Source organism: Citrobacter braakii, from assembly GCF_002075345.1.
Classification (GTDB): domain Bacteria; phylum Pseudomonadota; class Gammaproteobacteria; order Enterobacterales; family Enterobacteriaceae; genus Citrobacter; species Citrobacter braakii.
The window spans coordinates 1-22,480 of record NZ_NAEW01000015.1; the positions used below are offsets into that span (position 1 = coordinate 1).

The window sequence follows — 22,480 nt, forward strand, 5'->3', positions numbered from 1 at the left end:
ACGTCAGGGGCATGACTATCCGGTCTGCCACCGGGGTGTAGTACGCCCGGTCCTGGAAACGGGGCTCCAGCTGTACACCGGTTGCCTCCAGCATCGTCTTAACATCCGCCAGACGTTCGGGGGAAACCACGGCGTAATCTTCACCCGGTCGGCCGGTACCGTCATCCGGCTGCATGTGTGCAGGCAGACCGTCACACTGCGCCACGTTAAAAAGGTTAAGCTGGCGCAGCATGGGGACGGTCTCCTTCAGCGGATTACCATCGGTATCGTACAGCCTGTTACCGTGTTCATCCTCTGCCGGTTTTGTCCAGTCCTTATAGATAACCGCGAGACTACCGGTTTCACCCTTACGGACCTGACCTCCGGCTTCCTGCGCCTGTCGGTACGTCAGCCAGAGGTTGCTGGCATAACCGCCGTCAACGGCGGCCATCCACAACAGCAGCACATTCACTCCGCTGTAGCAACGTCCCGTCAGGGCATTCGACGGTAAACCACCCGTACAGACCTGCCCCGCACTCTGCCACGGCCTGCGCCAGGGTGCAGTACCCTGTTCAAGCGCGGCAACAATACGGTCAGTCACCATCTGATAAACATCAGCATGCGTCGTCTTTCCGGATGAACCTTTTTTATGTTTTTTCACGGGGAACTCCTCATAATAAAGGCGCACCCCGACCGTGACGCGGCAGGGTAACGCCACGTCACGATGGTTCCGGTACCGCCGCCAGGCGACCGTCCGGAATATAAGGTTAAAACTCACCGGCAATCACTTACCGGAATCAGGGTCAGTCTGCCGTTACCGGCGCATCATCACTGAGACGACGGTAAATCAGCTCACCCTCAGGGCTTCTCGTCACCGACAGGTCCGGTTTATACGTGCCGGGCGTGCTACCTTCCGGCGCGACCCGTTCAATATACTGACCACCAGGCTCCATAAGCTCTGCGGCGGTCAACACTTTGTTCCGGTCGGTGATATTCCAGAAATCACTGACCAGACGGGTAGTCTCGTCATGACTGAAGTCGGCGGGAACTTCCACCACTTCTGAAAATTCCACCCGTACAATCTGATGCACAATAATCAGTTTTGTATTCTGTTCACTCATCTCAGTCTCTCCGTATGGTTCAACCGGAATGCCCTGACCGGGAGTTATCCCTGTCTGCGCTCATCCAGAAAATGATGGGCTTCAGTAAACAGATCCTTCAGCTCATAGCGGATGCCGGAGAATGGCGTCTCAGCGGCTCCGATGAGTGAAAGAACATGTCACAGTAACGTGATGCCAGCTTTTCACCGGTCACCGTCACGCTGAGCTTTATACGTAACAGGTAAAACCCGCTATCAGCGTTGTTGAATCAAACTGCAGGCTGGCAGGGAGTCTGATGCTGTAGTTAACGCCCCCGGTCGGATGCATGCGATGCCTGAAGAAATGGAAATACCCTTTCCGGAGCCCGAACATACGGACTTCGCGTGTCTCCATGTACTGCCATACCTCGCCAAAATGCTCAGCGACGGCTGGCTGTGATAATGCCTGGTTCGCTTTATGTTCCCCGAGCGCACTCCACATCAGATGCCATTCATTACAGTCCGGGTGGACAAGTGTGATGCCGTTAAATGAGCTTGTGGTCATACGAGGGATCCTCTCCTGAAAAGTATAAAGAAGGAGATAACCCCCTGTGAGGGAGGTTTCTCCCGTCACAGGTTGTAAAATGAAAACGTGCGATACACACACGTGTGAAACCGACGTCATCGCGGGATATCATGGTAAATAAGTCTGCGCTCAGCCAGCGACTGGCGGGCCAGCGCAAACAGCGTCTGTCTCTTGGCGGATACCAGAGAACGTACGTTGACAACGGTGGTAATGAAAATTACCTGATGCTCAGCGGTCAACTGTGACCATACTTCCGATGCCATCTGGCGCAGCCACGGAGTGATCACTCGTTGTGACGGCAGAAGTACCATCAGTACATGTAAAAAACGAAAAAGCACGTTGAGTAAAAAAATCATGGAGTTCTCCTTCATCTGAAATCAAACGGAGAAAACTCCTCCCGTGACGGAAGCATTTTCTCCCGCAGGGACAGTAGTGATGTGAACAGTCAGGCTATATCCCAGGCATAACGCAGATGCGCCAGCTGGCAGGCCTGATGGTGCGCCACGCTCATGGCGTGACGGAAGGTGTTGTACGTACCACAGTCCATCACCTTTCCATAAGAAAAGGTCAGAACGGTATAACCGGTACGCTTACAGACGAGTGTATGGAATCTTCCATTTTCATCCTCGCGTACTTCAGCCCGAAAGCTGAGGTAACCCGTATGATTGGCAATCCAGTCACCCGATGTGCAGGTATCATGAGGCAGCAGCCGGTATAAGGCCCTGCTCAGTACAGTGATGAGTCGCATGGTTTTCTCCCAAAAAACGGAGAAAACCTTCACCAGTTGCGGGGGGAAGTTTTCCCCGCAAGGGTGTGAATGTCGTGAAACAACCAGCCCTTAATAAAGGCGGTAAAGTAAGATACATCAACCTCCATTGTACTCAACCGAGCACAACACCCGTTTCCAGAGGTTAAACGGGTGTACCGTCCGAAGACGCTGCCTTCCAGGCCACGGCAGCATTTGCAATGGAGCACCCAAAGGCGTCAGTTCCAGCTCCGCTGACTTTTGCATGTGACCGCCCGAAGGCTCCTCTTTCAGGTCACCGGGTACAGTTTCCTGTACCGAAGGTATTTGCAGTTGTCTCAGGGACAACGAATTAGCGTGTTTATCTTAATCAGACAGCAGGGAAAAATTCAAGACGTGCGATGATGTTTTTTTGTTCGATTCGGAAATCGCGACAGCCCCGTATCATTACACTAGACTGTCGTCACCGTATTCAGCTTTACCGGATATGGGGCTGCGGGGGCGGACGGAAATAAAACAACCTCGCCCCAGCCTGCCGGAGCCAGACTAACAACCCCAAAAATCGCTGCAGCGTCGTATACCCGTTTCCTGATATATCGTTATTTTATAACCCGGTGGCATACGACGCTGCAGGGTAAACCGGCATCAATCCGTCATATCACATTTTACTGTCTGTCTCATCCCGCTATACTTTTATCGCAAATATCAGCGCTTTCCGGATCCGTTCCAAGTTTATAATGTGTACCTGCCGGTAGCTGTTTACCCTGTTACCAAAAACAATATGAACTATCGGCATACCCGCGTTCACTCTTTTAAGCCAGGTGTTCAGCGAAGCCATACCCTGAATGGCTTCATCCGTACGTCAACCCAGCGCCCAGCACAGTTTCATTATAACCACCACCAGATAACGTTTTTTCTCCATCATATCCTCCGTCACATAACAAAAATTCTTCAGACCTGTTTCTGACTCCCAGATGTAACAACAAAAATAAATCATGGTATTCTTTCGGGAATTATGCGCTCTTTCGTTTCCTGATATTCAATTTAATGCAGCGTTCAGTTGTCGTGCCAGTCTTTCAGATTTATGTCCTTCCGGGAAACAGTTATGAAAATCATATCGCTTTGTCATTCCTCCACCTCTCCTTTCTGGCTGTAAACACGTTTAATATAATCACCACGTCCGTCACCATGCCCTAAATCAACGGACGTCAGCGCGCAGGCTTCCTTAGAAGTAAAACCTTTCGATATATAATATTTCTCTGCATCCTGTGCGTAGGCATAACGTAATGCGTGATTTGAGTTTTCATATTTCAGACCACCATCACGTCGCATGACGTTAATATAACGATCCATTGCCTGTTTCAGGGAGGGACGGTCGATCAGTTTTCCGTTATTCCTTTCTGCCTGTATCAGCGCATTATTAATTGCCGAAAGCACTTTTTCACGATCCACAATACGGGTGTCACGGGTTCGTCCACCTTTGGTTCCGAAAATAACACGCACGCACTCCTTATTATCCAGCACAGCCTGTTTCCAGGTTTTCAGTGATTTTACCGACTGGACCGCTTCTTCATTTCTCAGCCCCAGATAACGGGAAAGTTGCATGACTGCCGCCACACCTTCGTCTTTAATTCTTATACGGGCGAGCGCCTCATGATAGCGCTCGTCCGTAATGGCCGTCTTTGTTCCCGCACGACTGGCCCCGTCAATGCCGAGCGCCTTATTACTCAACCGTTCATGATTCGGATCTGCCATTTTAGTCCTTCCGGCCTGATTTAATACCTGACGAATCCCGGCCATTTCATTCTGTAATGTTCGGTACGAAATACCTTCATTCTTACGGCTTACAATATACTGTTCAATATGACGGACTTTCAGCTGACCGGCTGAACGTATCTGAATATTTAATCCCGCCAGACGGACGGCAACACGTTCTGATATTTTCATCCGGTTCGAAACCGTTTTAAATGCGCCGCCCGCTCTTTTTGCCAGCGTCACCATATCCCGTTTAAACAGTTTTTCACTTCTGGACATCCCGTTTTCTCCTTAACAAAACGTACAGCAACGGGAGCCGTTCTCCCGTATAAAAACACCAGTACATCTCCCCCGACGACACGGTTGTTTCTGCGCTTCCTGCGGCTTAACGGATATCTGTGCATCAGGGTATGCAAAGATGTTGAGGTATTGAGGGGTATCAAATCAGAGTCAACTGATCGCAGCATTTACTGTACCTGTTTCCAGGTTTCCCCCGACGTCATCCTCATGACGTCGCCATCGATATCGCGTTAATTCTCTCCTTTTTTTCAATAAGTAAGGCGTTTTCATTACGATTTTCCGTACTGTAACGCGTGGGGTTAATAGCATCCTGAATCGCTGTTTACGAATGCACTACGTGTTGGTCGGATTGTCAAACCTTCCGGCAAAGCCCGTAAAACGGATTCAAAACGTCCGGCGCTTCGCGCGTCACTTTGTCATCGTTTCACTTGAACAAAGTGACGCGCGCGTACTCAGACCGTCAGTGCATGGTCCGGAAGATACCCCAAATGTTGTGACGCTCGTCAACGTTTTAAGACGTTGAACGTCAGCGCACGCCAAATGTGGCATACCCGTACATGCATGAGATTGTCTGAGCAGGCAGCTCAAAAAGTAGATATACGAAGAAACGGCAGAAAAACCGTTCTGTATGACTCACTGCGATCCGGGACTCAGCCCTCATTCCCCGTTATAAGCAGGGATAAATCGCCAGTACTGCATAAGATCTGTCTGAGAGATCAGCATCCGAAAAACAGACGCAATAGTTAGTGTATCAACCTCCATCGTACTCATCCGAGCACAACTCCCGTTTCCAGAGGTTAAACGGGTGTACCGTCCGAAGACGCTGCCTTCCAGGCTACGACAGCATTTGCAATGGAGCACCCGAAGGTGTCAGTTTCAGCTCCCACTGACTTTTGCATGTGACCGCCCGAAGGCTCCTCTTCCAGGTCACCGGGTACAGTTTCCTGTACCGGAGGTATTTGCAGTTGTCCTGTGGACAACGAATAAACGGTCTGATAGTAGATCAACTCTTTCGTTCAGATCAACTCCGATCATCAAAAAACTTTATCGCGCTTCCGCCCCGGTAACCGGCTCCGGCTGCAGCTAAAAATAATATCGCCCCTTATCCTGACATTCTGTTCTGACCGGAAGATAATTACCCTCAAATATCTTCTCCGCCATTTTTATATCACCGCAAACCCGCAGTTTCAGCGCACAAATCAGCCTTCCAGTAAGATCAAAACTGATTTTTACTGCACTCTCATTCATAAAGATTAAATTCTCTTCATCACCGAAATTTTCACGCTTCAGTATATTCCATTTCGCCGGTGTCAGCAGATACCCCTTCCAGCCCGCATTCTTCAGTATTTCCATCACTCGGGTAAAACGAAAATAACCAGCCTGTCCGCTGATATCTTTCTGGCAGGAGGAATAAATATACTCCAGTTTTACCCTCAGACCTGCATTATGTCCTTTCAGTCTTCCGTCATTTATCAGCCAGTCCATTTCTGATGAAACGGTCCGGGGGAAAATTTTCTTTTTCTTCGCTGTAGCCAGCCAGTTCATAATAAAAAGATGCTCTGATAGCTCAGACGTTATTCTTCCGTCTCGCCAGGCCATTTTTATGGCAATCAGCGCACTCCATGAAAATAATTCTAAAATTTCATTTCTGTCTTTCATTTTTCACCCAAACTCATTAAACAGAATAAAACAGAGCTCAGCCATTGATAATGTAACTGGTTAAAAAGCGACATAACATATCTCAAAGTATTATTTATTCTAATCCCCAACCTGCCTCCACTTTTTTCTCACTTCCTTTCCCGGCATTAGCCCGAAACTATATTCACTAAACGTTTCTTCATCTCTGAAATATCCATACCCGCGTTTAATAAACACGCCACGATGTAGTTTCAGGCAGGATATCACATCACTTAAATCAGACTCAGGAATTAGCATATTCAAAGGCGTTCTGTGGACACCGAGTTATTTTGCAAGTAGCTGCGGAAGTGCGCCGATTTCGATCATCCGGCAATACATTGAGCAGCAGCAAACACCAAGTTAGTCGGAAAACCACGCCTTATATCCCCGCCCTGAAGGACGGGGTTTTACGGCGCACCTGATAAACCAGTTCAGACAATCCGCGAACCACTCTTCTGCTCACTGCCACCTCTGACATCTTTACCGTATATTGTTATTTCAGTGCCGAAAAACCGCATCTAATTACCTTAACGCTCGTTATCCGGGTATCTCTCCGTTTTACTGCCCTTCGGCTGATATTCTTTAGGAAGATAAATCACCGAAAAATATTTCACAAGCCGGCTGCCTCCCCGGGTTTTCTCATAGGTTCCGAGTAGTTCGCAGCGTATTCCGTCTGTCCGTCTCATTATTCTGTGAATAACAAGACGCGCCATGTGAATATGCAGTCTGAAGCGTTTCGCCACTTCTTTCGCCGTTACTCCCCTGCCCTGTTCATACACCCAGCGGGCTGTTTTCCTTTCCAAAATTTCCTCCTCAGCCTGGTTTAACGCCAAAATGATCCCCCAGCTATCTTTATGAATGTTCTTTCATATGCAGCCAGGAATAATCAAGACGGGACTTGCAACCGTCCTTCTGAAGGAGCTATCGTTCTGCTGTTGCGGTGCTGAGGGCTTTATCCTGTATAACACCTGACGTTGACAGAGATACCGGTTGCTGTTTCCGGTATACCGGTACCTCAACAACTTTTCTTATTACTGGTTCTCACCCAGACTGAACCACCGGTGTGACCACTTCCCGGGGCGATGGCAATGATTCACGACGAAAAAGCACAAAAACTGGAGCAGGCCGGATTATATCGTCGCGCAGCCGCACGCTGGCTCACCGTTCTGGACGGTTATCGTGATGCGTCTTCCCGCGAATGGGTTGTCCGCCGACGTCTGTGGTGTCTTCAGCAGGCTGAGGTTCCGCGCCCCGTCACCGAGACCTTCGGGGATATCCGCCAAGCCGCCACCGCGCTGCAGAAAAAAATGGGACTCTGGCAGCCTGACGGGGATGCCTTCAGAACAGTTAAAAAACATTCGTCGCGAAAATGAACGTTACTGCACAGCCTGTATTGTGACTGACTGATGAATGTGAAAAACATACTTGCATTTTCCCAGCTGCATTCCCCACACTCTTACTGATGAGTCTGGTTGTCCGAATAAGGCTGGTTATAGTCCATTATTTTATTCATTTTACCGATATTCATTATCGCCCGGTTCGTGTGTACCGGGCTTTTTTTGCTCCGGGTTCCGGTATGACGGCGTATCAGGCGGGGTTTACGGGGAACAAACCCGTCGCTAAGTTTTTAATGCAGTATGTTGTAATAGTATTATTGATACTACAACGTACAAAAAGAGATGGATCACACTATGGCAATCACAGAAGAACAGATTATGCGGGCCGCCGACGAGCTCAACCAGGAGGGGCAGAATCCCACCCTGTCCCGGGTGCGAAAAAAACTGGGCGGCGGCAGCTTCACCACCATCAGCGAAGTCATGATTAAGTGGCGGGCACAGAAGGCCCGTTCCGTTCAGGCGCAGGAGCCGCCCCCGCAGACCGTCACCGACAGACTGGCTGTTTTTGGGGATGATATCTGGGCTCTGGCGCTGGAAATCGCTGATGCCGGTTTTGCCGGCGAGCGGGAGGCTCTGGAAAAATCCCGCCGTGAAACAGAAACGGCCCGCACTGAGGCTGCGGCCCTCGCCGACCAGCTCGCCAGTGAACTGGAGGAGTCCCGCAGCCTCATCAGTTCACTGCAGGAAAAACTGGCTGCAGCGGTGGCGCATGAGCGAAATGAAGCGCAACGGGAAACGACAGAACTACGGGAACAGATGGCTTCACTGCGCGGAGAACTTCAGGCCGTCACACTCTGTCATCGGGAAATCGTGGCCGCTATTAAACAAAAAACCAGCCCGGCTCAGTAAGCGGGGGCTGGCGTCATTATTCCCTTATTATGGTCACACCGGCTATTAGGTGTGACTGCACAGTGCCGTTACGGACAGCATACCCGCCAGAACACACAGTATTTTCTTCACACGCTCTCTCCTCTGCTACAGGTTGCTGATTGTATCGTACAAATCATACACCAGCCCCGGCACAACAATGTAACATCACATTAATGCCCACAGTACATTTGTTGACATCGGTAACCTGCATCTTATAGCTTTTTTACATTGTCAGTTTATGTAAACAGCATAACTGACGGTATGACGTCTGATACCGGTTTCTGTTTCCGGCCTCCGTCGCCCCTGCCCGCACATTCAGACCCGGGCGCACTAAGCATGTCACTCAGATAAAGAGGTAAAAATGTCAGCATCCATTATGGCTAAACTCAGGGAGCCTGCAGACCGGTTCATGGTCATGTCCCTGGGCCTGCTCTCCGTCAGGGTTATACAGGGCTTTATCTACTGGGGAGGCGGGTCAAGACGCTTTATCTATGGAACACAGAAGATTGACCCACATTCCGCACACTGGATGGCAAACAAATTCCAGACGGCCATGCCCGGCGCCCTGCTGGGGCTGGAGCATGTGATTTCCTTCATGCTTCAGCACTTCTGGCTGCTGTATGCCGGTATCATTATTTTCAGTGCCGCCGAACTGTTTGTTGGCGCGTTTCTGATGATTGGCCTTTTCACCCGCATTTCGGCCTTCATCTCAATGATATTCTCCGTCCTGCTTATGCTGATGTTTGGCTGGCAGGGGGCGACCTGTATTGATGAATGGACCATGGCTGCCTGCAATCTGGCCATGGGGGCAACCATATTCCTCTGTGGCTCTCCGCACTATGCCGTCGATAATATCCTTCTGAGAAAGAATCCTTCATGGGAAAAAAGCTGGCTGTTCCGCTGGTGTGGCGGCTCCCTGCCAGCGCCACTGGGTGACGGTGGCTATAAAAAACTGTCATTGTGGACGCTACTCTTCGTGGTCGTCTTTAATATTGGTACCTACCATCACTATCGCGGTTCTGTAGTCACCTGGTTCCATTCCGGTCCCGTCAGTCCGACGAAACACCATATCTCACTGGACAGCGGCGAGCTTAACCCGGATGGCTCCGTCTCATTCCATGCCTATCTGGATGCCGGTACACCTGAAGCACCAGTGAACATTATGGACGCATGGATCATCAACAGTCAGGGTGAAAAAATCGCCCACTGGGATACCGCGACGCTGTCTGCCGTTCCGGCTGCAAATTTCAACAACGACTATGACTACAATAAATTTAAGCCTGCACTGTATGGCATTGAAGGCGAAGTAGGGGCCAAAGCGACGATGACACTACCTGCCACGTCAGAGCCGCTGAAGGATGAAATGCCGCTGACGCTCAGACTGGTCGATTCCCGCGGAGCGGAATTCAGCATCACGCTGAAAGAGAAGACGAAGTAAAACTGTACAAAGGCATTCTTCAGACGTAATGGAGGGATGCCTTTGTTACACGGCAATGTCAGAAGATAGCAGGCCATTCAGTTCCAGCACCCAAGCAAACCATATTCCGCCCAAAACGGATGCCATTAACCAGGCAAATACAGAAACCAGTGGGTTCACATGACTCTCCCCCGTTAAAAAGGTCCCCGGCTCCGGGAGGAGACCGGGGCTCTTTGCCCTCCCGCTCCCCGTATGCCGGAAATGATCATGACCGCCATTCGCCACATAAAACGTGCCACCATAACGGTATCGGGAAGCGTCTGTTTTTCCTCACAGCGGTGACTAAGTCCATTCTTATAGTCCGGCCCACTTCATTCTGTACCGATACATTCTGTCAGCGATACCAGAATTCACTGTGTCGTTGTCACCTTCAGAAATAAAAAACACGTCTGATAAAATCAGGGACGGGAAACTACGCAGATTCCCGTACTAACAGACTCCCCCGACAATGTGATTTTTTGCGGTTGCATATCCGGTTCCTTCAGTTTACGAATTATCAGTGTTGCCGCCTGACGGCCCCCACTGTTCGTCCTACCTGTTGAATACCTGGAGTACAACCAATCATTACATCCGGTGAATGGCAAAGAAGAGCTGTGATGGTGTTATTTTTCTCCAGCAACTGACGAGTAATAACTGCAGCTGAACTGGTGTAATCGTTACAGAAAGGCGGTAACTCTTCACGCCAGGCCATTCCGTACTGCTTCAGTACACGTTGAAATCCAGACAGTCTCTGCTGACGAATCCAATCCTTAGTCCCACCACCAATATAGGCAATGTTACGGTGTCCTTTCTCAAGCAGATAATGCACGGCAAGACTTGCCGCCTGACGGTTATCACGAATTACCAGATCCCCGCTATCATCAAGCAGCGATTGCGATATAACAACCCGGGGAAGCGAACACTGGTGAATCTTTTCCGGCAAACATGAAATGGTGGAGTCTGCAGCCAGATAAATCATCCCAGCAACACGTCGGCAAAACTCGTTGACGTCTACTAGGTGGCAAACTCATAAATTTTTCATTAAGCGCCTGATTCACAGATAAAGCATCTTTTCCCTTTATTTTGAGGATAAGTGTGTAGCAGGATTTTCGATCTACAAGTGTGGCAATATGAGAGTTCTTTGTTCCCGAGACCAAATCCCCCTCCCAGGGTCCCAGAGAGCGTCTGTTATCGATATGCCGGCCACAGTGTGCCACGAGCTCCATCTCCATAAATCCTGGTGAATGCCGCTCATGCTCGGTGAACATTCTGACCGGGATACTTTTGCTGACGCAGTTAACCGCCCGGTTGCGTTTTTTACCGGCGGCGGTATGTGCTTCTTTCCGCAGGCGATCGATGGAGGACGCACTGATTTTCATAAGCTGATCGCGGAGTACCGGATTCAGACTGAGGTGCCCGTGTTTCTCCATCGCCGGAATGAGCTGGGGCAGTAACGCCCTGAGACGTTTGCCACACAGCCGGTCTGAAGCTTCCCAGAGGACAATCAGAGCCTGCTGGACAGCTGCCCCATAAACCGAATGGCCGGGGCGGAGCGACGCTGTTGACTACCGTTGGTCACAGCACCGTTCAGCAAACGGATTGCTGATTTACGATGGTACCCGCTAATCAGAATGAACTCTGCGAGGATCCGGGTTTTCTCTGCTTTACTGGCTGCCCGATAACGTGTTTTCAGCGCCCGTAGTAGCTGGCGACGGGTATCCATAGGCAACAGTGCGCGTTGGGTAACAAAAATGCTGAGTCAATGCGATACACCAAGGTCCATCCATCATGTCGGGTAATGTTCTCAGGACTGGCTCCCAGATGATTTAATGCCTGGTTCAGTGCGGTCTGCATTGCTGTATTGAAAGTGGTATTACGGCGAGGCTGGCCGCCGTTTTCTAAATTTAAATGGCTTCATCCTACTGGAAGCAGCACATGCAGAAGTACATAGCGCTGGTCAGGGAGGCGCAGGTGGCTTTTCGGGAAGGCAATGAGGAAATCCTGAAAAAAATCTTGTGACAATGGAACTGGCAAGTATGCAGGTGATTAAGTGCATTGACGAATTGTTGATTCAGATAGAAGAGGACTAAAAAACGAACGAAAGTCGCAGCGCAGGCAGTCAGTTGCCCAGTACATTTTCTGGCAACAAGTAACCACCGCGATAAATAAATTATACCCTCAACTCACCGATTCACTGTATCAAAACTCCTGGGTACATATTCCGGCAAAAAAGTTGAGATAACAAACCATCATATAAACATTTATGACACTCAAAAGAATTCTGCGGTCACGGTTTTTGTGCGCTGGCGTGCAGTTCGCCGGACTCAAAAATCATCGAAGCAATCATGGAACAGGTTGTCGAATGGCAGGGAACAACTGTGGTAAAACGAACCAGAATGTCTATACAAGCAGATTGGCATCGAAGCTCGAGCAGCGATTCGGCCAAACATTGATCGATTCAGATACCATTTTGCAGTAAAGGCTGCGGAAAAAGGACTTTGTCCGGATCCGTTTACCAGATTTATACTCCCAGGGTTTGTAATCAGAATGGCAACGTTACTGTATAAAAAAGACTTACCGGTCAGGAGCCTGTCGTGTCTTTAAGGTATTTACGCCGGTGTGGATGCTCCGTCCATCTGATACTGACTTCAGGGTGATTTTGATATAAAAACCGGGCGATTTCGTTTGCACAGTAAGCAAGTGACTCAAAGGCATCCTCACCACCCGAGTGCATGTATAAAGACATCACATTGAGATTGGCAGTGTAATGAAGCCATACACCGCCACAGTACCAACAGGTGATCCTTTTATTATCCAGAGAAACGGTTCCCTTTTCCCTCTTAATCAGCCACCGGATAAACGTATTTTCTGCCTCTATTGTTTTATCTGCAATCACTGTGGCCTCCAGAAGCACATCGTCATCCGCTCTTCTTCTTCTGTTTTCCCATATGGGGTTGGCTCTGTAATATTTTGGCATGGCTACCTCCGTGATACCAGGGATGTCGGTTGGTAAAAAAGTCCCGCACACGGGGAATAAAGCGGGCAGTAATGACTAAATGTTAAGGAGGTTCAACATCATCTCCTTGGTCACACAGACGTTTATTGAGGAGCGTTTATTCATTAGCTGAAACCAGCAAAGTTACTTTCAGACTGATTATTATCTATGCAATGGCACACAATTTACATGTCTTTTATTGTGGAAATGAACAGATAAATCCTAAAAAAGTAAATAATGTAAATTATCACGTCAGGAAATCTGTGCAGGGATAAATTTACTGATGCGGGAAAAGAGTAATTCGCTGGTTTGTCAAGGTGATTTTTAGCAAGTCACAGGAGACGAACACAGAAGATTTATCTCTGTAAGCCCAGACTCCTGTAAGGGAACAAAGACAGTTCCTGTCAATATGGCATCGACCGTAACACGGCCATGAAGATAACCGATATGACTAAATATGACCCAGTTTGAATACGCATGGTCGAGTCCGTTAAGGTTTTGTAAATTTAGTGCCAGCTTTCCGGTTGTCCAGTAATGCGCCTGTTATACACTGAGTAGCAGCGCCTCAATTACTTCAGTTTCAGCGGCCAGGTCTATCTCCGCCATAGCGTGTTGTGGCAAGTAACGGTTCTGCAACAGCCAGAACGCTTTGGCTTCTGACTCGCCGATGCCCACCCCGATAATTTCCCGGCATCCGTCCAGGTGAACCGCGCAGGCGATTATAACTGTTACGCAGACCACCCAGCTATTCTTGCGCACCTTCACGTAAGTCGCATCCAGTCACAGATAGGACCATTCTCCCTCCAGCGGTCGCTACAGGAACGCCCGATCTCGATCATCAACACCACGGCAAATGGACAACACCTGGCTGCGGGAGATACCGGTCATCACCATCGACTGGATCAAGGCATCCACCTTACGGGTGGAGACGCCGTTTATCCATGCTTCCTGGATAACCGTATTCAGCGCCCTCTCTGACAGCCTGCGAGCCTCAAGGAATGACGGGAAGTACGAGCCTTCACGCAACTTCGGGATACGCAACTCCAGCGTGCCGAGCCGGGTGTTGTACTGGCGATCACGAAAGCCGTTGCGGTAGGTCTCACGCTCATCACTGCGCTCATGAGGCTCTGCGTTGATATGCTGAGTGACATCGGTTTCCAGATATGGTTGAGCATAAATTCGGTGAGCTCACACAGAAGGTCTTTGCCGCCGGGTTGCATCAGAGTGTTTCTGAATGTCATGCTGTTGTCAGCCATCGGTTTGCTCTTTTTAAGATAATTATCTTATTAACCATTACATTACCGGATAAGCCGATGGCTCTCATCATCCTTCCTAATTTACATCACGTTCTGAGACTCTACTCTCTTGAGCTCATCAAGCTCGAGAAAACCGAATGATCACTCTGAATTATTCGAATAGTATTTATTTGTAACTTCATATTAAATATGAGAATAATAATCATTCACATAAAGAAACCCGTAACCAGCATCATAATTCAGTTCACTCATGAAAATCATTGCATACATATGGTCCATGCCAAAGAAATTACCGGTCATGATAGCCCTTTTATTCTCGATTTTTCCTTATCCGGCATTCCCGGAACATAAAGGACAACCAGAATATACAGTCAGTAATTTCATTGGCCATTTAATAAATAATAACCCCGAGGGTGTGAAGAGTACGTTGCAACAATGTGATAAATGCCTTCAGAGTATTGATCCACTTTTTCTTGACTGGGCTAATGCTGTTCTTGAATTTCAAAAGAAAAACTATCCTGAATCAATACGATATTACAGGAAGATTATCTCAGCCAGACCTGACTGGTACAGTGTAAGGTTACAACTGGCCACAGCGTTATACCTGAACAAAGATATCCTTTCAGCAGAAGAACAGCTAAGAAAATTACGCAGTGAAAACCTGTCAGAAGAGGCGGCCAGCCTCATTGACAGATTTATTGCCAGGGTACAAAAAGCAGATCACTGGTCATTCCGTGGTGGTTTTACGTATCTGAACGAAAAGAATATTAATAATGTGCCGACGTCCAGGCGCTCCATCGGAGGATGGAAATCCGGAAAACCGCAATCGGGTAAGGGCATGATGTACTGGGGGGAGGCGGAAAAAAGATTTTCGCTTCCAGATAATCTTTTTGTTATCACCCGGCTGGCTGCTGCAGGAAAAATATACTGGAATAATTCTTCTTACGATGAATTGGATAGCAGCATTGGCGCAGGAATAGGGTACCGGAACGTGAATACCATGCTCCAGTTTATCCCATTTTACGAAAAAAGTTATTATGGAGGAGGACAGACGTCAGATGGTGGTCTTCAGTCTTACTCAGATACTGTTGGTATTAAAATTGAGACTGAACACCAGTTCTCACCGCGCTGGCGTTTATACTCAGATTTTAAACTGGGTAAAAATGAATATAAAAAAAGGAATTACCTTGACGGACATCGCTACTCTCTGAATGAGACCCTGATTTATTTTCCAAATTCACGCCAGTATATTTCTGCTGGTCTGGGATACAGTATGCTCAGAACTGAAGGAAAAGATAGTTCTTTCAATAAGTCAGCATTCCGGGCCGGGTGGATGTACGAATGGGATGGAGGTGTATCAACTCTCTTACAAGCTTCTTATGGTTATAAAACATACCTGGCCGGAGACTTCTGGGGAATAAAACAAATGAACCATGAATACAGTACTTCTGCAACGATATGGCATCGCGATATTTATTTTTTTGGAGTAACACCAAAAATAACATGGAATTATCAGAGAACGGACAGTAATCATCCTTTCCACGACACAGAGAGGAATCGTCTTTTCCTGAGTTTCAGCAAATACTTCTGAGAGGATACAATGAAAACTACTTTTATTATCACAAGCATAATCCTGTCGTGCAGCCTGTTAACTGCCTGTGGTAGTGGAGGAAATAGCAGTAAAACACACAGCACGACCACGAGTGAAACCACAGAGGTTGTCAGTGTCACCACATCAGGGACCCCCGGTTCATCTGGTAATAATTCAGATGAGGTAACTGCAACCATCGGTTCAGTGGGAAATAACTCTACGGACGACACGGGGATAACTGTAGCTGATGAAGGCGCCCCTCTGTCATGCAGTCCGTTATCTGCCTGCGGTGGCGTGGGAGGAAATAGCAGCAAAACACCCAGCACAACCACTAGTGAAATCCCACAGGAAGGTAGTATCGCCACATCAGGAATCCCCGGTTCATCTGGTAATAATTCGGGTAAGATAACTGAAACGGTCGGTTCAGAGGGAAGTAACCCCGCTGGCAATACGGAGATATCTGTGGTTAATGAAGCCACACTACAGAACAAACCTGTAATATCAACATCGGCTAACGAGGCTCGTATTTCAGAGGCTGAATATAACACAGGTACGATCCTTACCCGTACAGTAAATGATACTGATTCCACCATGCTTCATAAAAGCAATGTAGTAAACGATCCTGAAGCTTATGCTCTCAGAATGAAAGACGGAGAGGTTGCCGTGGATATCAAGCCAATATATACCGGCGATCCAGCAGACTATCGTGAACTGGTGTCCCAAAAACTTAATATCCTGAGGGATGCGAGTGGTGACGCTGTCGGATTTTACGGGATTGTGGAAACGCATACTAGTGAAACCGTCCGGAATCTGTCAGGTAAAGAAAAATATGGCAGAATGGATTATATTGTTGCCATGAATGGAGAAGAAAAGAGGCTCCCTTATGTCACGGCTGACTATGCCGGTAAACTTTACTACGATCAGGAGCAGGCTCCGGGAAAAGAAGCCGATATCAGCCTTCGTTATGAAGAACGTCAGATTAGCGGAACAATAATAGATAAAGAACGTCCACATTTCAGCTTGAAAATTGATACCCGAGAGCCTCACGAAGTGGATGAGGACGGCAGTTTCATGGCCGTGTTAGTTGGCACAAATGACCGTACAGATCAAACAATGCACGGATACATTGATGGCGGTTTTTATGGAAAGGACGGTGAAATTGTTGCTGGTTCGGTCCGTTCCAAAGATGATGACAGTTGGGGAGGAGTGTTCGGGGGAAAAAAGCAGGAATAAATAGGTTTAAGACTTGATCTGATACTGGACCTGTCTTGCTCCGAAAAAATTTATGAGACCTGAAGGTGGTACGACTCTAGGCTGTGTCCCTTAATTGCCTGAGCTATAGTAACTGTCTGTTTCCACAACATATTGAACTATAGCTCGCAACGACCTACCCGATGAAGCATGGGCTCTCATCCAGCCCTTATTACCCGCTGAACCAGCAACACCACGGGCCGGACATCCATGGGCAGAACATCGTATGATAATCAACGGTATGTTCCAGGTGCTGTGTTCAGGCGCACCATGGCGCGAGTTGCCTGAGCAATATGGCCCATGGAAGACCGTTTACAACCGTTTTAACCGGTGGTCAAAGTCGGGAGTGATTAACATTATTTTCAATAAGTTACTTTCATCTCTTGACGCTCATGGCCTCGTTGACTGGTCAGCGACGGCGATGGATGGCAGTAATATCCGTGCGTTCAGATGTGCTGCCGGAGCGCAAAAAAACATCCCGATCTCACCAGAGATAACAGCCTGGGTCGCTCTCGCTGTGGTTTTGGCACCAAAATCCATTTGGCGACAGACGGAAGCGGTCTGCCGTTAAACAACGTGCTGAGTCCCGGACAAGCCCATGAAAGCCAGTTCGCACAACGTCTGCTGGACAGCATTGGTGTTCAGCGCCAGAACGGTAGCATGAAGCGACGTGGTCATGCCGTACTGGCTGATAAAGCCGACTCCGTACATGCGTTACGTAACGAGCTGAAAAAACAAAGGTATAATAACCGTCATCCCTCGCAAATCAAATGAGAAAATGGTGTCGGATGATCGTTCACAGCTCAATCGTGATGCCTACCGCAATCGCAATGTTGTTGAACGGTGCTTTGGTCGCCTGAAAGAATATCGTCGCATCACCACACGTTACGACAAAACGGCGAGGAATTATCTGGTGATGGTTAAACTGGGTTGCATCCGACTGTTTTACAAAGGGTTATGCAATTAAGGGACACAACCTAGACTCATCCCAGGGCTCTTTTTTACGGAGCATTGCATTTAAATGTGTGATTCATATCTAAACTCATATTGTTTTGTATCATAATTATATACAACATCGTCATCATTAATTTTTGATTTGATAAAATTTCAGTTATAACTGTGCCACATACACCAAGAACCGAAAATAAAATGTCCCACGGATTAATTTCAGACCGCATATCTTCTTTCTGCTGTATCTGATTTTTTTGCTCTTTCTGATTTGGCAGCGGCATTTTCCGTAAACAGGCCAACAATATATCGTTGCAGAAATGGTGCGCGATACTGATTTCGTCACCATATACCCCTGTGTAGCTCCGCTGGTCACGCGGCAGCCCATCGTTACAGAGCGCAAAATGTGGTTGTCAAAAATTATCGATGATTGTAGATTTTTTGTGTTGTGGTGAATCCCGTTAGTGCGGGGCGTGGGTAATTTCATTCATATGCCAATATGTACTGAATCCTTTTCGCGGAGCAGTCCACCGGGTAGCGACCGGCACCGCAACAACCACATTGCACGATACGAAACACCAGAGCCTGTTCTTCGGAATGGGCTTTTTATGTCAAAAAATACCCGGTCAGAGAACCGGGCTGGAATGACGAAAATAGCGTCTAATTGAGTATTTGCTTGATTGTCTCATAGGGTTAAGACACAGGAACGATAAGCATTTCAGTTAGAACAGGTCAACAAGGATATGTGTTAAGAGGTAGTTGCGATTAACAGCAACCAGCATCATAAGTGATGTAGTCTGTAGAAAATCAGCGCTGCAACGATCGCTGCAAAGCAAAGCACCACGGCCAGTTTTTCGAAGGTGCTCATTCTGGTTCCTCCCGAAAAAAAGCCCGGTCAGAGCGCCGGGCGAATCACACAATGTTTAACATCACATAAGAGGTTGCTCACTCTTCAGGATATGTGCAACAAAGAAACGATAAGCATTTCAGTTAGAACAGGTCAACAGGGCTGCGCTAATGCGCGGCCTTTTTATTAACTAAAATCGCCTGACAATCGGGAGGAATTATGTACAAAGTCAGCTACATCTTGCCGGAAGGCGAGCAGGTTCATGTTGCTGTATGCGCAGTGAAAGAAGACGGTAGCCAGATTTTCCAGATGGAAATCCAGTCACCGTATGAAAAAGGCAAATCACTGGACGCCTATGAACAGGCCGCAATTGAGCAGTACACCTCGATTGTTTGTGATATTGCTGCATCTGCACAACCGCCACCAGGACCCGACGCCACAGGTTTCAGGGAGAGCTTCAGCCCATTTGTTACCTCCTGGACCGCTCCCTGTAATTCCGACCGGAGCGAGAGTTAGCCGGGTCGGACTTTCACCGACGGAAAGATCGTACCTTGCAAGGCACACACAATAACCTGTGTGAAAACGCTCTCCAGGGGGCGCTGGGACGCCGTAACTACATGTTCTTCGGCTCTGATGGTGGTGGTGAAAATGCGGAGGTGATGTACAGCCTGATCGGTAGCTGCAAACTCAACGGCATTGAGCCAGAAGCCTGGCTGCACCACGTGATCAGCGTCATCAACACATGACCTGCCAACCGTGTGAAAGAGCTGTTGCCGTGGAATATCACTCTCTCTGCAAACTAATTTTACCCCACGACTCAGATGGGGTGCTTCCGAGGCTCTGCGGAAAATAATTTTTTGTTTCATAACAGGTATCCACTACTTGATTAGGTGGGCACCTATGTTACCAATACTGGCTTAAAGGCTACATACGGCAGTCCGTTTACGCTTACCCTTATCGAGTTTTACCCTCTGGCAAACTACATTTCTGTCAACTGCGCTGTATGCCGGGTCGGCTCAATTTTTAGCGTAAATAGATGCTGTCGTGAACCACGAGGGAATACCATCTCATCGCTTACGCTTTTAGCCTAACAAACCTGACAAGAATACACTCAGTTTCCCTTCTATATCACTGTCTATTGTACGTAGTCTGAGCAGTGGTATATCGCATTTTTTCAGTATGCTGTTCTTAAGCCCATCGCGTTCAATCTGGGGACTTTCCAGATGATAACTTCCATCCACTTCGATAACACCCAGCGGGGTCTTTCCTACCTTATAATAAATGACAAAATCACAGCTGGCCCGGTTACGCATAAATGACCGTTCTCTGGGGGAAAAATCTCTCCGTTCCAGAGAAACCAGTTGGTTCAGCGCAATCTGTGAGTGGAACATAATGCTCCGGTATCTCTCCTGGGACAGAATATCCCGCAACAGGCGGGCTGCAATTTGCTCTGACTTAAAACGCGAATCCCCCGAGTTCAGACGACTATTCAACCGCTCCAGTGATTTGTCATACTCGCTGTACAACAAATCAAACGCAGATATCACCGGGCTTTCAAAAATCTGCCCGTCGTCGGAATAGTATTTAATGTAACGAATCAGGGCAGCAATATGCCCGTTATGCCTTTCAAAAACATTATCGCCAGTCACCAGCGTAAATTTGTTTCGGGCTCTAGATACCGCCACGTTAACCAGATGAGGATCATCAACAAACGCGATGTTCCGGCTTAATTGGCTACTATTTTTTTTATCCAGTACAGTGGAAAACACGATTTCATCGCACTCACGCCCTTGAAATTTATGTACCGTTGATTTCACGAAGTCGGCAGGCAGCACTGTTTCAGCCAGGTTAACCTGTGCATTATAGGGGGCTATGTATCCTCTGCGACTCTCCTCATCCCAGTAATGTCCTTCTATGGATTCAAGCTCCCTGAGATTGGAAAAATTACGGGTATGGTTTCCTTTTGCCGTGATGACTAAAGATAATGAGGCTTCACCGGAGTCAGTCGTCAGCGGGATCAGTGCATTGTCATAAAACTGTTTATTACAGAACTGAATAATTTTAGGATGACAACGATAATGCTCCTTCAGAAGCGTTACCGGAGCAGTTTTCCCGAATAACATGCAGAAAGAATCAAGCAGGCTGTATTTCATGCAATTATAGGGATCTTCCGGTGGTGCGTTCGCGTCTGTTACTGGAATATGTGGGAGCTGCTTGCGATCTCCGACAACAATCACATTACGGGCGCACCCCAGCCCCAGGATACCAGGAACGATATCCTGTTGTGAGGCTTCATCAATAATAACGTAGTCCAGAAGCGCTCCTTTTCCGATGGAGTTAATAATCGAATGAGTACTGCTGCCAATAACCGGAAAACGTTTTATAAAATTATCAAAATTCTCTCTGTATGTTTCCGCCACAAATGATGTTGCTACGGAGATATGTTTCCGCAAATGTTGCTTCAAATAAAGCATGGATAATGATGTAAGTTGCCCCAGTAAAGCGCTAAAATCAGAAACCTGTAATGCTCTATTATATTCAGTCAGTGAATGCTGTTTCTCCTTGATGGCCTTTTCATAATAAGACAACTGAAGGGAAGTAAAAAGTGCCCGCCTTTTCTCCTGATTGTCCAGAGGTTTCACCCTCAGTATCCTGAAATTCAAGAGCAAATCCATTCTGTTTCTGAATCCTATCCGTCGATCAGAAAGGTAATGAATGTAAGCCATCAGATCGGTTGTTTTACGGGAAGAAAAGCGATAGCGACTGGCCTCCACGCGTTCACTCCCACCCAGCCATTGCTGTAGGTATTTATATTCAATACTCAGTTCATTAATTTCTGTTTTCAGAGAAGCAACCTGATTGATAGCATTCAGATGTTTTTTCACTTGTTGCAGTACATCATCAATTGCACGTGCCTGAGGTGAATCTGATAATTTCTCTTCAGAAAGCGGTACTGGAGTGGCAAAAAATTGTTGTCTGTTCTCCGTACTCCCCAGTCGCGCTACCAGATATCCCAGACCTTGCTTGTCCATTTTTTCATAAATATTACTGACGGCGGTATTATTATTAGACAAAACTGCTACCGTTTTATTCTGAATCAGGATATTAGCAACAATATTGAGAATGGTCTGCGTTTTACCTGTTCCGGGAGGCCCTTCAATAACTGAAACCTGAGAAGACATTGCACGTTCAACCGCCAGCAACTGACTTTCATTAATACCAAACGGAAAAATTACCGTTCCTGGGAAATCACGTTTTTTACTCTGTCCTGAACAGTATGCATTCAGAGCCGTATCTGGATGAGGAACAATTTTTTTAATTTGCCGAAGAATATTCTCAGCAATATTCCTGTCATTTCCCCATGCACGAATAATACGTGCATCAGCCACATCACAAAAATAATTAAATACAACATGTTCTTTAAGCGCAGAACATTCCAGAAAATCAACTCCGGCTGTTTTCATAATGTAGGGTTTATTATTTTCAGAATAGTAAACGGATGCATACTTATCACCATAGATAATAACCCGCTCAGCCCGGGATATTACAGAACCTCCTTTTTGTTCTATAATCACATTTTTCAGAATTATGGTCGGCGTTATCTGGCATACAGAAAGCGGGCGGGTATATTTTTTCCCGCTACGAAAATAACAGGTCAGCATAACCTCTCCGTTATCATTTCCGGGCCATAAAGTCCAGTCGGTAATATTGCGTGTTTTATTTTCTCCGTCAACGTAAATCGTGACCAT

18 protein-coding genes and 7 pseudogenes are annotated in these 22,480 nt (G+C 47.5%); 10 read left to right on the forward strand and 15 right to left on the reverse strand.

The window, feature by feature from the left end; genetic code table 11:
• From BZK42_RS21795 to BZK42_RS21830, 8 genes and pseudogenes are all read right to left on the reverse strand, one after another.
• The coding region (locus BZK42_RS21795) for an ArdC family protein (protein ID WP_080860126.1) at positions 1-640 on the reverse strand (640 nt) is incomplete at its 3' end.
• 142 nt (positions 641-782) lie between these two features.
• Positions 783-1,100, reverse strand: coding sequence for a hypothetical protein (locus BZK42_RS21800; protein ID WP_080860128.1), 318 nt, complete (start codon positions 1,098-1,100; stop codon positions 783-785).
• A 207-nt stretch (positions 1,101-1,307) separates the two neighbouring features.
• Positions 1,308-1,622, reverse strand: a complete 315-nt coding sequence (locus tag BZK42_RS21805) for a hypothetical protein (protein ID WP_080860130.1) — start codon at positions 1,620-1,622, stop codon at positions 1,308-1,310.
• Positions 1,623-1,738: 116 nt separating this feature from the next.
• Positions 1,739-1,999, reverse strand: a complete 261-nt coding sequence (locus BZK42_RS21810; protein ID WP_080860132.1) for a hypothetical protein — start codon at positions 1,997-1,999, stop codon at positions 1,739-1,741.
• Positions 2,000-2,088: 89 nt separating this feature from the next.
• Positions 2,089-2,391: a hypothetical protein gene (locus BZK42_RS21815; protein WP_080860134.1), complete on the reverse strand. Its 303-nt coding sequence runs from the start codon at positions 2,389-2,391 to the stop codon at positions 2,089-2,091.
• A 682-nt stretch (positions 2,392-3,073) separates the two neighbouring features.
• Positions 3,074-3,238 (reverse strand): annotated as a pseudogene (locus tag BZK42_RS29735) (integrase domain-containing protein); the annotation flags it as partial.
• 275 nt (positions 3,239-3,513) lie between these two features.
• Positions 3,514-4,422, reverse strand: a complete 909-nt coding sequence (locus BZK42_RS21825; RefSeq protein WP_080860138.1) for an integrase domain-containing protein — start codon at positions 4,420-4,422, stop codon at positions 3,514-3,516.
• A 1,104-nt stretch (positions 4,423-5,526) separates the two neighbouring features.
• Entirely contained in the window at positions 5,527-6,102 is a 576-nt protein-coding gene (locus tag BZK42_RS21830) for a DUF2913 family protein (protein WP_080860140.1), read from the reverse strand.
• Between the two features lie 277 nt (positions 6,103-6,379).
• Between BZK42_RS21830 and BZK42_RS29740 the strand changes: the two are divergent.
• Positions 6,380-6,484: pseudogene (locus BZK42_RS29740) on the forward strand (transposase); the annotation flags it as partial.
• A 163-nt stretch (positions 6,485-6,647) separates the two neighbouring features.
• On the opposite strand, the gene BZK42_RS21840 reads toward BZK42_RS29740, so the two are convergent.
• The gene (locus tag BZK42_RS21840) at positions 6,648-6,953 is read right to left on the reverse strand and encodes a hypothetical protein (RefSeq protein WP_080860142.1); all 306 of its coding nucleotides are present in this window, start codon (positions 6,951-6,953) and stop codon (positions 6,648-6,650) included.
• 255 nt (positions 6,954-7,208) lie between these two features.
• Between BZK42_RS21840 and BZK42_RS21845 the strand changes: the two genes are divergently transcribed.
• From BZK42_RS21845 to BZK42_RS21855, 3 genes are all read left to right on the forward strand, one after another.
• Positions 7,209-7,493 (forward strand): PerC family transcriptional regulator, encoded by a 285-nt coding sequence (locus BZK42_RS21845; protein ID WP_158083371.1) that lies wholly within the window; start codon positions 7,209-7,211, stop codon positions 7,491-7,493.
• A 318-nt stretch (positions 7,494-7,811) separates the two neighbouring features.
• Positions 7,812-8,366 carry a DNA-binding protein gene (locus tag BZK42_RS21850; RefSeq protein ID WP_158083372.1) on the forward strand — a complete coding sequence of 185 codons (555 nt, stop codon included), beginning with the start codon at positions 7,812-7,814 and terminating at the stop codon, positions 8,364-8,366.
• 382 nt (positions 8,367-8,748) lie between these two features.
• Complete coding sequence (locus tag BZK42_RS21855) at positions 8,749-9,825, forward strand: TQO small subunit DoxD (RefSeq protein ID WP_169922385.1); 1,077 nt, start codon at positions 8,749-8,751, stop codon at positions 9,823-9,825.
• Between the two features lie 451 nt (positions 9,826-10,276).
• On the opposite strand, the pseudogene BZK42_RS21860 reads toward BZK42_RS21855, so the two are convergent.
• Together BZK42_RS21860 and BZK42_RS21865 are read right to left on the reverse strand one after the other, a co-directional pair.
• A pseudogene (locus BZK42_RS21860) lies at positions 10,277-10,831 on the reverse strand (substrate-binding domain-containing protein); the annotation flags it as partial.
• Positions 10,821-11,045: pseudogene (locus BZK42_RS21865) on the reverse strand (IS30-like element IS30H family transposase); the annotation flags it as partial. The pseudogenes BZK42_RS21865 and BZK42_RS21860, both read right to left, overlap by 11 nt.
• A gap of 51 nt (positions 11,046-11,096) precedes the next feature.
• Here BZK42_RS21865 and BZK42_RS28960 point away from each other — a divergent pair.
• Positions 11,097-11,297 carry a hypothetical protein gene (locus BZK42_RS28960; protein WP_169922384.1) on the forward strand — a complete coding sequence of 67 codons (201 nt, stop codon included), beginning with the start codon at positions 11,097-11,099 and terminating at the stop codon, positions 11,295-11,297.
• A gap of 50 nt (positions 11,298-11,347) precedes the next feature.
• Here BZK42_RS28960 and BZK42_RS21870 read toward each other — a convergent pair whose 3' ends face one another.
• The 3 genes and pseudogenes from BZK42_RS21870 to BZK42_RS21880 all read right to left on the reverse strand — a co-directional run.
• Positions 11,348-11,566, reverse strand: a complete 219-nt coding sequence (locus BZK42_RS21870) for a hypothetical protein (protein ID WP_080860150.1) — start codon at positions 11,564-11,566, stop codon at positions 11,348-11,350.
• Between the two features lie 858 nt (positions 11,567-12,424).
• Positions 12,425-12,820: a hypothetical protein gene (locus tag BZK42_RS21875; RefSeq protein WP_080860151.1), complete on the reverse strand. Its 396-nt coding sequence runs from the start codon at positions 12,818-12,820 to the stop codon at positions 12,425-12,427.
• Between the two features lie 654 nt (positions 12,821-13,474).
• Positions 13,475-14,094, reverse strand: a pseudogene (locus BZK42_RS21880) (transposase); the annotation flags it as partial.
• A 250-nt stretch (positions 14,095-14,344) separates the two neighbouring features.
• On the opposite strand from BZK42_RS21880, the gene BZK42_RS21885 reads away from it, so the two are divergent.
• The 5 genes and pseudogenes from BZK42_RS21885 to BZK42_RS21910 form a co-directional block, all read left to right on the forward strand.
• Complete coding sequence (locus BZK42_RS21885; RefSeq protein WP_080860152.1) at positions 14,345-15,685, forward strand: surface lipoprotein assembly modifier; 1,341 nt, start codon at positions 14,345-14,347, stop codon at positions 15,683-15,685.
• A 9-nt stretch (positions 15,686-15,694) separates the two neighbouring features.
• Positions 15,695-16,918, forward strand: a complete 1,224-nt coding sequence (locus tag BZK42_RS28450; RefSeq protein WP_143329717.1) for a transferrin-binding protein-like solute binding protein — start codon at positions 15,695-15,697, stop codon at positions 16,916-16,918.
• 139 nt (positions 16,919-17,057) lie between these two features.
• A pseudogene (locus tag BZK42_RS21895) lies at positions 17,058-17,903 on the forward strand (IS5 family transposase).
• A gap of 1,047 nt (positions 17,904-18,950) precedes the next feature.
• Complete coding sequence (locus tag BZK42_RS28455; protein WP_143329718.1) at positions 18,951-19,247, forward strand: hypothetical protein; 297 nt, start codon at positions 18,951-18,953, stop codon at positions 19,245-19,247.
• 50 nt (positions 19,248-19,297) lie between these two features.
• Positions 19,298-19,477: pseudogene (locus BZK42_RS21910) on the forward strand (transposase domain-containing protein); the annotation flags it as partial.
• Positions 19,478-19,813: 336 nt separating this feature from the next.
• On the opposite strand, the gene BZK42_RS21915 reads toward BZK42_RS21910, so the two are convergent.
• Positions 19,814-22,480 (reverse strand): AAA domain-containing protein, encoded by a 2,667-nt coding sequence (locus BZK42_RS21915; protein WP_080860159.1) that lies wholly within the window; start codon positions 22,478-22,480, stop codon positions 19,814-19,816.

Bases quoted from the DNA above. Each gene is read 5' to 3' on its own strand.
- BZK42_RS21800 (WP_080860128.1), bottom strand. From the start codon at position 1,100: ATGAGTGAACAGAATACAAAACTGATTATTGTGCATCAGATTGTACGG.
- BZK42_RS21805 (WP_080860130.1), bottom strand. From the start codon at position 1,622: ATGACCACAAGCTCATTTAACGGCATCACACTTGTCCACCCGGACTGT.
- BZK42_RS21810 (WP_080860132.1), bottom strand. From the start codon at position 1,999: ATGATTTTTTTACTCAACGTGCTTTTTCGTTTTTTACATGTACTGATG.
- BZK42_RS21815 (WP_080860134.1), bottom strand. From the start codon at position 2,391: ATGCGACTCATCACTGTACTGAGCAGGGCCTTATACCGGCTGCTGCCT.
- BZK42_RS21825 (WP_080860138.1), bottom strand. From the start codon at position 4,422: ATGTCCAGAAGTGAAAAACTGTTTAAACGGGATATGGTGACGCTGGCA.
- BZK42_RS21830 (WP_080860140.1), bottom strand. From the start codon at position 6,102: ATGAAAGACAGAAATGAAATTTTAGAATTATTTTCATGGAGTGCGCTG.
- BZK42_RS21845 (WP_158083371.1), top strand. From the start codon at position 7,209: ATGATTCACGACGAAAAAGCACAAAAACTGGAGCAGGCCGGATTATAT.
- BZK42_RS21850 (WP_158083372.1), top strand. From the start codon at position 7,812: ATGGCAATCACAGAAGAACAGATTATGCGGGCCGCCGACGAGCTCAAC.
- BZK42_RS21855 (WP_169922385.1), top strand. From the start codon at position 8,749: ATGTCAGCATCCATTATGGCTAAACTCAGGGAGCCTGCAGACCGGTTC.
- BZK42_RS28960 (WP_169922384.1), top strand. From the start codon at position 11,097: ATGCTCGGTGAACATTCTGACCGGGATACTTTTGCTGACGCAGTTAAC.
- BZK42_RS21870 (WP_080860150.1), bottom strand. From the start codon at position 11,566: ATGGATACCCGTCGCCAGCTACTACGGGCGCTGAAAACACGTTATCGG.
- BZK42_RS21875 (WP_080860151.1), bottom strand. From the start codon at position 12,820: ATGCCAAAATATTACAGAGCCAACCCCATATGGGAAAACAGAAGAAGA.
- BZK42_RS21885 (WP_080860152.1), top strand. From the start codon at position 14,345: ATGAAAATCATTGCATACATATGGTCCATGCCAAAGAAATTACCGGTC.
- BZK42_RS28450 (WP_143329717.1), top strand. From the start codon at position 15,695: ATGAAAACTACTTTTATTATCACAAGCATAATCCTGTCGTGCAGCCTG.
- BZK42_RS28455 (WP_143329718.1), top strand. From the start codon at position 18,951: ATGTACAAAGTCAGCTACATCTTGCCGGAAGGCGAGCAGGTTCATGTT.
- BZK42_RS21915 (WP_080860159.1), bottom strand. From the start codon at position 22,480: ATGGTCACGATTTACGTTGACGGAGAAAATAAAACACGCAATATTACC.